The 13,317-nt window shown below is 68.7% G+C and carries 10 protein-coding genes; 7 read left to right on the top strand and 3 right to left on the bottom strand.

Annotation, left to right across the window (positions count from 1 at the left end):
• The first annotated feature begins 59 nt into the window (after positions 1-59).
• Positions 60-2,045 (top strand): ATP-dependent DNA helicase, encoded by a 1,986-nt coding sequence (locus tag ACFY16_RS15745; protein ID WP_390647668.1) that lies wholly within the window; start codon positions 60-62, stop codon positions 2,043-2,045.
• A gap of 162 nt (positions 2,046-2,207) precedes the next feature.
• On the opposite strand, the gene lexA is transcribed toward ACFY16_RS15745, so the two are convergent.
• Entirely contained in the window at positions 2,208-2,987 is a 780-nt protein-coding gene (gene lexA / locus ACFY16_RS15740; protein ID WP_059198553.1) for a transcriptional repressor LexA, read from the bottom strand.
• A 600-nt stretch (positions 2,988-3,587) separates the two neighbouring features.
• Between lexA and nrdR the strand changes: the two genes are divergently transcribed.
• From nrdR to ACFY16_RS15725, 3 genes are all read left to right on the top strand, one after another.
• Positions 3,588-4,166 carry a transcriptional regulator NrdR gene (gene nrdR, locus ACFY16_RS15735; protein WP_390647667.1) on the top strand — a complete coding sequence of 193 codons (579 nt, stop codon included), beginning with the start codon at positions 3,588-3,590 and terminating at the stop codon, positions 4,164-4,166.
• 164 nt (positions 4,167-4,330) lie between these two features.
• The gene (locus tag ACFY16_RS15730) at positions 4,331-7,225 is read left to right on the top strand and encodes a vitamin B12-dependent ribonucleotide reductase (RefSeq protein ID WP_390647666.1); all 2,895 of its coding nucleotides are present in this window, start codon (positions 4,331-4,333) and stop codon (positions 7,223-7,225) included.
• A gap of 275 nt (positions 7,226-7,500) precedes the next feature.
• Positions 7,501-8,289: a DUF2785 domain-containing protein gene (locus ACFY16_RS15725; protein ID WP_390647665.1), complete on the top strand. Its 789-nt coding sequence runs from the start codon at positions 7,501-7,503 to the stop codon at positions 8,287-8,289.
• A 12-nt stretch (positions 8,290-8,301) separates the two neighbouring features.
• On the opposite strand, the gene ACFY16_RS15720 is transcribed toward ACFY16_RS15725, so the two are convergent.
• Positions 8,302-8,826, bottom strand: a complete 525-nt coding sequence (locus ACFY16_RS15720) for a TerD family protein (RefSeq protein ID WP_390647664.1) — start codon at positions 8,824-8,826, stop codon at positions 8,302-8,304.
• Between the two features lie 154 nt (positions 8,827-8,980).
• Between ACFY16_RS15720 and ACFY16_RS15715 the strand changes: the two genes are divergently transcribed.
• The 3 genes from ACFY16_RS15715 (at position 8,981) to ACFY16_RS15705 (ending at position 11,280) form a co-directional block, all read left to right on the top strand.
• The gene (locus ACFY16_RS15715) at positions 8,981-9,586 is read left to right on the top strand and encodes a YdbC family protein (RefSeq protein WP_390647663.1); all 606 of its coding nucleotides are present in this window, start codon (positions 8,981-8,983) and stop codon (positions 9,584-9,586) included.
• 116 nt (positions 9,587-9,702) lie between these two features.
• A complete protein-coding gene (locus ACFY16_RS15710; RefSeq protein ID WP_351152847.1) occupies positions 9,703-10,362 on the top strand; it encodes a histidine phosphatase family protein in 660 nt (219 codons plus the stop codon).
• A 12-nt stretch (positions 10,363-10,374) separates the two neighbouring features.
• Positions 10,375-11,280 (top strand): ADP-ribosylglycohydrolase family protein, encoded by a 906-nt coding sequence (locus ACFY16_RS15705; RefSeq protein WP_390647662.1) that lies wholly within the window; start codon positions 10,375-10,377, stop codon positions 11,278-11,280.
• Positions 11,281-11,622: 342 nt separating this feature from the next.
• Here the strand turns inward: ACFY16_RS15705 and ACFY16_RS15700 are convergent, their stop codons facing one another.
• The gene (locus ACFY16_RS15700) at positions 11,623-13,170 is read right to left on the bottom strand and encodes an MFS transporter (RefSeq protein ID WP_390647661.1); all 1,548 of its coding nucleotides are present in this window, start codon (positions 13,168-13,170) and stop codon (positions 11,623-11,625) included.
• Positions 13,171-13,317: the final 147 nt, after the last annotated feature.

Genomic DNA, 13,317 nt, shown 5'->3' with positions numbered 1-13,317 from the left:
ACCTCGATTCCCTGCTTGATCACCCGTTTGTCAGTGCCGAGCCGTAGGGTGGTCGGGCTATGACGAAGTCCTCACTCCCCGAACTCCTGCACGCTGCCGTCACTGCTGTCGGCGGTACGGAGCGCCCTGGCCAGGTGACCATGGCCGAAGCCGTCGCGGCGGCGATCGACGACGGTTCCCATCTGCTGGTCCAGGCCGGCACCGGCACCGGAAAGTCGCTCGGCTATCTCGTGCCCGCGCTCGCGCACGGGGAGCGTGTCGTCGTCGCGACCGCCACCCTGGCCCTTCAGCGTCAGCTCGTGGAGCGAGATCTGCCGCGTACGGTCGACGCGCTGCACCCGCTGCTGCGCCGCCGACCGGAATTCGCGATGCTCAAGGGCAGGTCGAACTACCTGTGTCTGCACCGCCTGCACGAGGGCGTTCCGCAGGACGAGGAGGAGGGCCTCTTCGACCAGTTCGAGGCCGCCGCCCCCACCAGCAAGCTGGGCCAGGACCTGCTGCGCCTGCGGGACTGGGCGGACGAGACGGAGTCCGGCGACCGTGACGACCTGACCCCCGGTGTCTCCGACCGGGCCTGGGGCCAGGTGTCGGTCTCCTCCCGGGAGTGCCTGGGCGCGTCGAAGTGTGCGTACGGCGCGGAGTGCTTCGCCGAGATGGCCCGTGAGCGGGCCAAGCTGGCCGAGGTCGTCGTCACCAACCACGCGCTGCTCGCGATCGACGCCATCGAAGGGGCGCCGGTCCTTCCGCAGCATGAGGTACTGATCGTCGACGAGGCGCACGAGCTGGTCTCGCGGGTTACCGGGGTGGCCACCGGCGAGCTCACTCCGGGCCAGGTCAACCGCGCGGTCCGCCGCGCCGCCAAGCTGGTCAACGAGAAGGCGGCCGACCAGCTCCAGACCGCCGCCGAGGGCTTCGAGCGGCTGATGGAGCTGGCGCTGCCCGGCCGCTTGGAAGAGGTCCCGGAGGATCTCGGTTACGCGCTGATGGCGCTACGGGACGCCGCCCGCACCGTCATCTCCGCCATCGGCGCGACCCGCGACAAGTCCGTCCAGGACGAGGACGCGGTCCGCAAGCAGGCGCTGGCCTCCGTGGAGACCGTGCACGATGTGGCGGAGCGGATCGTGAACGGCTCCGAGTGGGACGTCGTCTGGTATGAGCGCCACGACCGCTTCGGTGCCTCCCTGCGCGTCGCCCCCATGTCCGTGTCCGGCCTGCTGAGGGAGAAGCTCTTCGCGGACCGCTCGGTGGTCCTGACCTCCGCGACGCTGAAGCTGGGTGGCGACTTCAATGGCGTGGGTGCCTCCCTGGGCCTCGCTCCCGAGGGCACGGTGGGTGCGGAGGACGAGGACGTCCCGCAGTGGAAGGGCGTCGACGTCGGCTCCCCGTTCGACTATCCCAAGCAGGGCATCCTCTATGTCGCCAAGCACCTGTCGCGCCCCGCGCGGGACGGCGACCGCGCGGACATGCTCGACGAGCTGACCGACCTGATTCGGGCGGCCGGCGGCCGCACGCTCGGTCTCTTCTCCTCCATGCGCGCGGCCCAGCTGGCCGCCGAGGAACTGCGCAGCCGGATCCCCGAGTTCCCGATCCTCCTCCAGGGCGAGGAGACCCTCGGTGAGTTGATCAAGAACTTCGCGGCGGATCCCAGGACGTGCCTCTTCGGCACGCTGTCCCTGTGGCAGGGCGTCGACGTGCCCGGTCCCAGCTGCCAGCTGGTCGTCATGGACAAGATCCCGTTTCCGCGCCCGGACGACCCCCTGATGAGTGCCCGCCAGAAGGCGGTGGAGGACGCCGGCGGCAACGGCTTCATGGCGGTCGCGGCCACGCACGCGGCGCTGCTCATGGCCCAGGGCGCCGGCCGCCTCGTACGGGCATCGGGGGATCGCGGTGTGGTCGCCGTACTGGATCAGCGACTGGCCACGGCGCGCTACGGAAGCTATCTGAAGGCGTCACTGCCCGACTTCTGGTACACCACGGACCGTAACCAGGTTCGGAAGTCGCTGACGGCCATTGACGCGATGGCGAAGCAGGCGGAAGCGACGTGATGGTCGTGGGTTGGCCCGTTGCGACGCAACGATGGGCCGACCCACGACATGCAAGCAGCGGCTATCTGGACGGAACCCGCACAACACAGGGCCCCGGAACCGGCGCAGGGGTCCCGGGGCCCAGTCAGGCGGCGGGTCGGTGAGGCCTTCCCGCTGTTGTGCTCAGACGCGGCGCAGAACGGCCACCACCTTGCCGAGAATGGTCGCGTCGTCGCCGGGGATCGGCTCGTACGCCGCGTTGTGCGGGAGGAGCCAGACGTGGCCGTCCTCGCGCTTGAAGCGCTTGACGGTGGCTTCGCCGTCAAGCATCGCGGCGACGATGTCGCCGTTCTCGGCGACGGGCTGGCGGCGGACGGTGACCCAGTCGCCGTCGCAGATCGCGGCCTCGATCATCGAGTCGCCGACGACCTTCAGGACGAACAGCTCACCGTCGCCGACCAGCTGCCGGGGAAGCGGGAAGACGTCCTCGACGGACTCCTCGGCGAGGATCGGGCCGCCGGCGGCGATGCGGCCGACCAGTGGGACGTACGACGCGGCGGGCTTGCCTGCCGTGTCCGTGGGCTGCACGGACGCGGCCTGGTCGGAGCCGCGGACCTCGTACGCCCGCGGGCGATGCGGATCGCGGCGCAGGAAGCCCTTGCGCTCCAGCGCCATGAGCTGGTGCGCGACCGAGGAGGTGCTGGAGAGGCCGACCGCCTGGCCGATCTCCCGCATCGACGGCGGATAGCCGCGCCGCTGCACGGAGTCCCTGATGACCTCGATCACCCGGCGTTGCCGGTCGGTGAGTCCCGAGCTGTCTGCCCGGATCCCTGGAGGTCGGCCCGGCAGGGAGCGCTTGTGCCCCTCGGGGTTCACGGCTTCGTTCATCGCATGCACCGGCTCGAGTCGGCCCTGGGAGCGGTCCTGGGCAGTGATGGTGGCACTGTCTGCGGTGGTGGTCACGTCGGCCCCTCTCGATGGTCTCCCTGCTGGACAACGGTAGTTGCTTTCGAAAGGTTGCGCCAAACACACGTTCGAGTGAAAAATCGCGGATTGCCTGTCGCGATCATGTGTCTGGGTGTATAGCTAACGTGCTGCGTGGCGGACAAAAGGGCCCATTGTTATACCCTTCACCGCCGGGGCCGATGACCTCTTGGGTTGTCGCCCCAGTCTGCCATCCGGAGTCGCGTCCACCGTGAACCGCCCGCGCTCTGCGCGCGAGTCCCACGTGTCCTCCGTGTGGCGCCCACGGTATCTCCGTAAGTGCTGAAACGATACGGCCGCGCACCCATGGTGGCCGCGCATCCGCGTGTCGGAGAGGCTCCCGCTGCTCGGCTCGGTGGTGCCGGCGCCCGGCACATGCCGATCCTCGTGCGACACGCGGGATCGGTGTGCGTGTATGAGTCAATCACCACATCTAGTGGTTGGATTCCAGTTGCAGCCCAGAAGTTGTGGTCCCCCGGTCTTCGAGCCCTCGGCGATCGCCTATGCTTGGGGCTGCTTCGAGGGGCCTGAGAGGTCTTTCGAGGCTATTGAGTCTGCTGTGAGGAGGGTTGGGAGTCCATGCACTGCCCCTTCTGCAGGCACCCCGACAGTCGCGTCGTCGACAGTCGTACGACCGACGACGGTACGTCGATCCGTAGGCGCCGCCAGTGCCCTGACTGCTCCCGTCGTTTCACGACCGTGGAGACGTGCTCACTCATGGTGGTGAAGCGGTCCGGAGTCACCGAGCCTTTCAGCCGCACCAAGGTCATCAACGGCGTGCGCAAGGCGTGCCAGGGGCGGCCTGTCACCGAGGACGCACTCGCGCAGCTCGGCCAGCGGGTCGAGGAGGCGGTGCGGGCCACCGGCAGTGCCGAGCTGACCACCCACGACGTGGGGCTGGCCATACTCGGCCCGTTGCAGGAGCTCGACCTCGTGGCCTATCTGCGGTTCGCGTCCGTCTACCGGGCGTTCGACTCGCTCGAGGACTTCGAGGCAGCGATCGCGGAGCTCAGGGAAGAGACGGGACACCCCGCCGCGGACGACGACGACCGCGATGACCGCGAGAACGGTGCAGGCGTGGTCGCGGGGAGCCAGGAAGAACATCGCGGGCCCGGAGGGACTGCCCAAGTCCCCGAGCCCGCCCACGCCGCCGACTGACCGGCGGGCCGGAGTCGGACGGAGACACCGGATCCGGCCGGGCGGCGGCGATCGAAGACCTGTTGTGGGCGGCAGCGTGAGGGTGCCCGCAACACCAGACAGAACACCGTGCCACGGGAACATCGGGGCACTTCAGGGCGTTTTTGCCCGTACAGGGAGGCGGCATGACAGAGACGGCGAGCGGTCCGGCACGGAGTTCCCGCGCCAAGGGCACCAAGGCGAACAAGGGACTGCGTATCGAGCGCATCCACACCACCCCTGGCGTGCACCCGTACGACGAGGTGGCCTGGGAGCGCCGTGACGTCGTCATGACCAACTGGCGCGACGGCTCGATCAACTTCGAGCAGCGTGGCGTCGAGTTCCCCGACTTCTGGTCGGTGAACGCGGTCAACATCGTCACCAGCAAGTACTTCCGGGGTGCCGTGGGCACTCCGCAGCGCGAGACCGGCCTCAAGCAGCTGATCGACCGCATCGTGAAGACGTACCGGAAGGCCGGCGAGGACTACAAGTACTTCGCCTCGCCCGCCGACGCCGAGATCTTCGAGCACGAGCTGGCGTACGCCCTCCTGCACCAGATCTTCAGCTTCAACAGCCCCGTCTGGTTCAACGTGGGCACCCCGCAGCCCCAGCAGGTCTCCGCCTGCTTCATCCTGGCCGTCGACGACTCCATGGAGTCGATCCTCGACTGGTACAAGGAAGAGGGCATGATCTTCAAGGGCGGCTCCGGCGCCGGCCTGAACCTCTCCCGCATCCGCTCCTCCAAGGAGCTGCTCTCCTCCGGCGGCAACGCCTCCGGTCCGGTGTCGTTCATGCGCGGCGCCGACGCCTCCGCCGGCACGATCAAGTCCGGTGGCGCCACCCGCCGTGCGGCCAAGATGGTCATCCTCGACGTCGACCACCCCGACATCGAGGACTTCATCGAGACCAAGGTCAAGGAGGAGGAGAAGATCCGCGCCCTGCGCGACGCGGGCTTCGACATGGACCTCGGTGGCGATGACATCACCTCCGTCCAGTACCAGAACGCCAACAACTCGGTCCGCGTGAACGACGAGTTCATGAAGGCCGTCGAGAACGGCGAGAAGTTCGGCCTGCGCGCCCGTATGACCGGGGAGGTCATCGAGGAGGTCGACGCCAAGGCACTGTTCCGCAAGATGGCCGAGGCCGCCTGGGCCTGCGCCGACCCGGGCATCCAGTACGACGACACGATCAACCACTGGCACACGTGCCCGGAGTCCGGCCGCATCAACGGCTCGAACCCGTGCAGCGAGTACATGCACCTGGACAACACGTCCTGCAACCTCGCCTCGCTGAACCTGATGAAGTTCCTGAAGGACGACGGCAAGGGCCACCAGTCCTTCGACGCCGAGCGCTTCGCCAAGGTCGTCGAGCTCGTCATCACCGCGATGGACATCTCCATCTGCTTCGCGGACTTCCCGACCCAGAAGATCGGCGAGAACACGCGCGCGTTCCGCCAGCTCGGCATCGGCTACGCCAACCTCGGCGCCCTGCTGATGGCGACCGGTCACGCGTACGACTCCGACGGCGGCCGTGCCCTCGCCGGCGCGATCACCTCTCTGATGACCGGTACGTCGTACCGCCGCTCCGCCGAACTCGCCGCGGTCGTCGGCCCGTACGACGGCTACGCCCGCAACGCCGACGCCCACAAGCGCGTCATGAAGCAGCACGCCGACGCCAACGGCAAGGCCGTCCGCATGGACGACCTGGACACCCCGATCTGGGCCGCCGCCACGGAGGCCTGGCAGGACGTCGTGCGCCTCGGTGAGCAGAACGGTTTCCGTAACTCCCAGGCGTCCGTCATCGCTCCGACCGGCACCATCGGTCTCGCGATGTCCTGCGACACCACCGGCCTCGAGCCCGACCTCGCCCTGGTCAAGTTCAAGAAGCTGGTCGGCGGCGGCTCGATGCAGATCGTCAACGGCACCGTCCCGCAGGCCCTGCGCCGCCTGGGCTACCAGGAGGAGCAGATCGAGGCGATCGTCGCCCACATCGCCGAGCACGGCAATGTGATCGACGCCCCGGGCCTCAAGCACGAGCACTACGAGGTCTTCGACTGCGCCATGGGCGAGCGCTCCATCTCCGCGATGGGCCACGTCCGCATGATGGCCGCGATCCAGCCGTGGATCTCGGGCGCCCTCTCCAAGACGGTCAACCTCCCGGAGACCGCCACCGTCGAGGACGTCGAAGAGGTCTACTTCGAGGCCTGGAAGATGGGCGTCAAGGCGCTCGCCATCTACCGCGACAACTGCAAGGTCGGCCAGCCGCTCTCCGCGAAGACCAAGGAGAAGGAGAAGGCCGAGGTCACGGCGAAGGCCGAGGAGACCATCCGTACCGCGGTCGAGAAGGTCGTCGAGTACCGTCCCGTCCGCAAGCGCCTCCCCAAGGGCCGTCCCGGCATCACGACGTCCTTCACCGTCGGCGGCGCCGAGGGCTACATGACCGCCAACTCCTACCCGGACGACGGTCTCGGCGAGGTCTTCCTGAAGATGTCCAAGCAGGGCTCCACCCTTGCCGGCATGATGGACGCCTTCTCCATCGCCGTCTCCGTCGGTCTCCAGTACGGCGTGCCGCTGGAGACGTACGTCTCGAAGTTCACGAACATGCGCTTCGAGCCGGCCGGCATGACGGACGACCCGGACGTGCGGATGGCGCAGTCGATCGTCGACTACATCTTCCGCCGCTTGGCGCTGGACTTCCTGCCCTTCGAGACGCGCTCGGCGCTCGGCATCCACTCCGCCGAGGAGCGCCAGCGTCACCTCGAGACCGGCTCCTACGAGCCGACCGAGGAGGAGGTCGACGTCGAGGGCCTGGCCCAGTCGGCGCCCCGTCAGACGGACCTGAAGGCCGTCGCCACGCCGAAGGCCCAGGTCGAGGAGGTCAAGCCCGCCCCGAGGCAGGCCCACACCAGTGCCGAACTGGTGGAGATGCAGCTGGGCATCCAGGCCGACGCCCCGCTGTGCTTCTCCTGCGGTACGAAGATGCAGCGGGCCGGCTCCTGCTACATCTGCGAGGGCTGCGGCTCGACCAGCGGCTGCAGCTGATTCCGGGCACAACCCGCGGGTGATTTTCCCTGGTCAGGGCGGTGGAGCCGTTTCTACGGCGCCACCGCCCTTGGCGTCTGTGATGCGTGAATGTCGCACTCCATGCACCAGCCAGGCGCTCGTCGGCGGGGCTCCGGCCACATCGCCCGATGCCGGACAAACCCCTTCCTCGTAGCGGGGAGCCGTTCGCCGGCGTCGACGCGGGTCGGCGCGGGTCGGCGCCCCCTTTTCTCGTCGGTGCCCGAACCGGCGCCGGACCCCCGTAGCCTCCGATCATGACCACAAGGCAGTTGTACGACGGTGAGATCGGCGGGCTCTCGGGGGCGCCCCGCGCCGCGGCCCTGGACGCGCTCGTCACCGACCTCCGCTCACCGGATCCTGTGGTGCGCGACGACCGGGCCTACGTCACGGCCGTGCGCTGGATACCGGACCTCGACCCGGCAGAGCGGCATCAACTCGGCGACCGCATGGCCGTGTACTTCACCGATCCCGTACCGCAGGCCCGTACCTTCGCCCCGCTGATCCTGGCGCGGATCGTGGAGGCGGGGGACTGGCGTGCGGCGTGGTGGCGGCCCTTCGCCGACTGGTACCCGGCCGAGCGGGACCTCCGTGGGTACGATCCTGCCCTCGGCTGGCTGCATGCCGCAGCGCACGGGGCCGACCTGCTGGCCGCCCTGGCCCGACATCCGGGCCAGGACCCGCTGCGGCTGGCCCAGTTGGCGGTCGACCGGCTGCTTGCCCCCACCGACCACCTCTTCGACGCCATGGAGGACGACCGCATCGCGTACGCGCTCGCCCGGATCCTGAGCGGTCAAGAACTCACCGCAGCGCGGTCCGTGGCATGGCTGGAACCGGTTGCCGAGGCCTTTCGCACAGGTGAGCCGGGACCGGTGCCCGCCTGGGTGTCCAACACCGTGCGGACGCTGCGTATGCTCTATGTGCTGGCCGACCGCGGTGTGCGCACCCGTAACACCGACGAGCCGCCCCGCCCGGTCACCCACCGGGAACAGGTCCTGGAAGCCCTGGCAGACACACTCGCGATCGTCGCCCCTTACACGGGGTGAAAAACAGGGCCGTTATGCCCGGCCCATGGTCCTGGTGAAGGTCGCGGGATCGTCCTCGAAGCCCTCGAGACCGGGGTGGAAGGTCCACCCTGCGGAGGAGTCGCGGACGAACTCCGCGACCGTCGCCGCCGTGGCGCCGAGGACGCCGGCGAAGTCGTCGTCGGTCAGGACCGTGTAGCCCTCGCGGATGCGCAGCCCCGGGTTGCGGACGCCGTCGAAGGTCCGGCGTGCGGAGCGCTGCTGTATGACGACGCCGACCACCACGCGCGCGTACCGGCCGTCGAGTCGGTCGAGCTCCAGCGTCATGACCTCGTCCCAGCCGAAACCCTTGCCGTCCTTGCTGTCCCGGTTGAGGTAGATCGTGCCGTCGGGGGAGCGGCTGTCGAAGTGCACGACGTAGGCGGGGGCGCCGTGGGGATCGTCCGCGACATAGGTCGCGGCGACTATGTCCAGGTCGGTGGGCGACTCCCCCGTGGGACTCGGGTCCCACTTCAGCGCGACTTCGACCTTGCGGATGCCTTTGCTGAGGCCGTTCACCGGACTCCCCTTCCCCGTGTCCCCGAATGCCCTCGGACCGAACTGCCGGTTCGGCAGGGCGGATTGTCCATCCTGCCACGCGCGCGTGGCGATCGCGCGGCTGCTCTCGGCCGGACAGTGACGGGTGCCACTCTCCGGGCCGTACGATGGCGCGGTGCTGGTCAAGTGGATTCGCTGCACCGTGGTGGACCGCCGCGGCTTCGAGCGGGGGCAGCGAAAGTGGGCGGGGCTTCTGGGGGAGCCGGGGTTTCGGGGACAGGGCGGGGGCTGGAGCAGGAGGCGGCCCTCGGTGGCGCATGTGTTCGCGTTCTGGGAAAGCCGCGCCTTCTACGACTCCTTCATGGCCCGCTCCCACGACCGGCTGGCGGCGGCTCAGGCCGGCACGTTCAAGGACATCCAGGTCAAGCTGTTCGACCACCGCTTCGACGTGAAGACCGGCTTCGAGCCGCGCTTCACGGAGGCCGACCTGATCCGGGTGGCCCTCTGCCGCGCCCACGAGGAGCGCGCCGAGCACTTCACCCTCATGCAGGAGAAGGTGTGGAATCCCGCGATGGCAGGCTCCCCCGGGATGATCCGCGGGCTGTTCGGTGAGGCGCCGGGGCACGAGTTCCTGGTGCTCTCCATGTGGCACTCGGAGGCGGAACACGGCAAATACCGCACCGAGCGGGTGGAGCGGCTCGCCCTGCGGGCCCAGACCGAGGCGGACGTCGCCTCACTCACCGGGGACATCGTGGAGATGGAACCGAGCTGGACGGTGTGATTTTCGGCGTGGTTCATCGTGTGCCCTGTGGCCCGTGGCGCGGGATCTGTGTGACCTACGCCGTATGGAAGCCGTACAAGTGCTCGGTGAGCCCTCATTCGATCTAGGGTTTCGGCATGGCACGACCACGGCGCATCGTCCTTGTCCGGCACGGCGAGTCAACGGGCAATGTTGATGACACCGTCTACGAGCGTGAGCCCGACCACGCACTGGCCCTGACCGAACGGGGGTGGTGGCAGGCCGAGGAGACCGGCAAACGCCTGCGCGAGGTGTTCGGCCGCGAGCGCGTCAGCGTGTACGTCTCCCCGTACCGCCGTACCCACCAGACCCTCCGGGCCTTCCATCTCGACCCCGAGCTCATACGGGCGCGTGAGGAGCCCCGGCTGCGCGAGCAGGACTGGGGAAACTGGCAGGACCGCGACGACGTACGCCTGCAGAAGGCCTATCGGGATGCGTACGGGCACTTCTTCTTCCGCTTCCCGCAGGGGGAGTCCGGTGCCGATGTGTACGACCGGGTCGGTGGCTTCCTGGAGAGCCTGTTCCGCAGTTTCGAGGACCCGGACCATCCGCCGAACGTGCTCCTGGTGACCCACGGCCTGGCGATGCGGCTGTTCTGCATGCGTTGGTTCCACTGGACGGTCGCGGAATTCGAGTCGCTGTCGAATCCGGGGAACGCCGAGATGCGCATGCTCGTTCTCGGGGACGACGGCAGGTACACGCTGGACCGGCCGTTCGAACGTTGGCGAGATCCGGAGCCGTACGGGATCACCGGATAGAGTGGCAGAGCGATGACCGCTGAATCCTCACACGACGGGCGCCTGGACCGCGCCCTGGCGAGCTTGCGCGGACTGGCGGTGGGGGACGCGCTGGGCTCGCAGTTCTTCGTGCCGGTGAACTATCCGCTGCTCAAGCACCGCGAGCTGCCGCCCGGCCCCTGGCAGTGGACGGACGACACGGAGATGGCCTGCTCGGTGGTCGCCGTCCTGGCCGCTCACCACCGCGTCGACCAGGACGCCCTGGCGCTCTCCTTCGCCGAGCATCACGACTTCGACCGAGGGTACGGCCCGGCGGTCAACCGGCTGCTGCGCCTCGTCCGGGAAGGGGGCGACTGGCGCGAACTGGCCGCCGCGCTCTTCAACGGACAGGGGTCGTGGGGCAACGGCGCCGCGATGCGGATCGCCCCCTTGGGCGCCTACTACGCGGACGACCCCGAGCAGGCGACCCACCAGGCGGAGATCTCCGCCTACCCGACGCACCAGCACCGTGAGGCAGTGGTCGGCGCCATGGCCGTCGCCGCGGCCGCCGCGCTGGCCGGCGCCCCGGGTGGGCCGCCCAGCGCCGAGGCGCTCCTCGACGGCGTTGTCGCGCTCGTCCCGAAGAGCGCCGTCGGTGCGGGCCTGCGGCGCGCCCGGGACATGCTGGACTACGGCGACGCTGCCACGGTCGCGGCCGTGCTGGGCTGCGGGCGGCGCACGACCGCCCACGACACCGTGCCCTTCGCCCTCTGGTCGGCCGCGCGGGCGCTGGGCGACTACGAACGGGCGTTCTGGACGACTGCTCAGGTCGGTGGGGACGTGGACACGACCTGCGCCATCGTGGGCGGGGTGCTGGCCGCAGGGAAGGCGGGGGCTCCGCCGTCCGGCTGGGTGGAGCAGACGGAGGTCCTCCCGGGCTGGGTCGCGACGTCCGTCTGACACGTTCCCTGCGCGACGGCTGCTGTGGTGCGGCTTCGGAAGCTCTTCCCCGGTGGGATCCGGAAACTCCTCTGAGTGAAGCTGCGTGGTCGCTGAAAACTCTCCGTGTTCTCCGGGAACTCTGTGTGACAGCCCGGTCGTTGTCACGACATCCGCTGTGCGACACATGGGGCGCACGGTCAGTGGCATGGGAGTGGCGGCGGGGTGGGCAGGGTGCGGGGAGGGGTGGGCAGGATGTTCTCGTCGACTGTGCGTGCGGTGCGGGTGACCGGGCCGTCGTTCAAGCCGTCGGTTCCTCGGGCGCGGCCCGGTCACCCGTGGTCTTTCGCGGACCCGGCCGGATCAGCCGGCCACGGGGCCTGCCGTTCCCGCCAGAGCCTCCAGATCGCTCTTGCGGACCCGGATCACCAGCCAGGCGGTCACCAGGGCGAGCAGGGCCATGGCCGCTGCCGGGACGAAGGCGGTGGAGATGCCCTGGGCGAGCACCTCGTGGCCCCAAGGGGCGGGCAGTTGGTGCGTCCTGGCGAACTCCGCCTTCTGCTCAGCCGATCCATTGGCGAGGAACTTCGGCAGTTGCTTCTCCGCCTCGTCCTTGCTGGCCGTGCCGAACACCGTCGTCAGGATGGACAGGCCGAGCGATCCGCCCACCTGTTGTGTGGCGTTGAGCAGCCCGGACGCAGCGCCCGCCTCGTGCTGGGCGACCCCGGAGACCGCGGTGACCGTCACCGTGACGAAGTTCAGGCCCATACCGAAGCCGAACACCAGCATGGGGCCCAGCACCCCGCCCGCGTAGGAACTGTCGGGACTGATGAAGGTCTGCCAGACGAGTCCGATCGCCACGAGCGCGGAGCCGGTGACCAGGAACGGCTTGGGGCCGAGCAGCGGCAGGAAGCGCTGCGACAGACCTGCGCCGACCGCGATCGCGACCGTAACGGGCAGGAAGGCGACGCCCGCCTTGATGGGGCTGTAGCCCAGGACGTTCTGCACGAACAGCACGATGTAGAAGAACATGCCGAACATCGCCGCTGCCAGGCTCAGCATGATCACATACGTGCCCGAGCGGTTGCGGTCCGCGAACATCCGCAGCGGAGTGATCGGCTCCTTGGCCCGCCGCTCGATGAACACGAAGGCCAGCAGCAGCACCACCGCGGCGGCGAAGGAACCGCGGGCAAGACCGTCCCGCCAGCCCTCCTCGGCAGCGCGGATGAAGCCGTATACCAGGGACGCCATCCCCGCCGTCGAGGTCAGCGCGCCCGCGATGTCGAAGCGTCCGGGATGCCGCTCGGACTCGCTGATGTAGATCGGCGTCAGCACGGCGATCAGCACACCGATCGGCACGTTGACGAAGAGCACCCAGCGCCAGTCGAGCCACTCGGTGAGCATGCCGCCCGCGAGCAGACCGATGGCCCCGCCTCCCGCGGACACCGCGGCGAAGACGCCGAAGGCCCGGTTCCGCTCCGGGCCCTCCGGGAAGGTGGTGGTGATGAGCGCCAGCGAGGTGGGCGACGCGATCGCGCCACCCACGCCCTGCAGGGCGCGGGCCGCGAGCAACTGCCAGGGTTCTTGGGCGAGTCCGCCCAGCAGCGAGGCGAAGGTGAAGAGCAGTATGCCGGTCATGAACACCCGGCGGCGTCCCAGGATGTCACCGGCTCGGGCACCGAGCAGCAGCAGACCGCCGAAGGTGAGCGTGTAGGCGCTGACCACCCAGGTGAGATCGGTTGTGCTGAATTCGAGCGCGTCTTGAATGTGCGGGAGAGCGATGTTCACAATCGTCGCGTCGAGTACCACCATGAGTTGGCAGGCAGCGATGACGGTGAGTGCTATGCCGGGATGTCCCTCCCGGCGAGCCGCTCCTGGCTTCTGGTTCTGAATTAACTGAGAGGTTGTCACTATGGGTCCCCCACAAGTGCCTTAGTGAACGCTCGCGTTCACTGTCGCGTCAACGGTAGTGAGTCCCCAGTAGTGAACGCAAGCGTTCACTTAACGCTCTGTCGCTCGGCGTGTCCCCCTTCGTGCCGCGTGGCGTGTCCCCCATCC

Origin of the sequence: Streptomyces sp. NPDC001315 (assembly GCF_042896175.1) — a bacterium.
Taxonomy (GTDB): Bacteria; Actinomycetota; Actinomycetes; order Streptomycetales; family Streptomycetaceae; genus Streptomyces.
The sequence above is the reverse complement of the archived record's forward strand: the minus strand, read 5'-3'. Positions and strand labels throughout refer to the sequence as shown.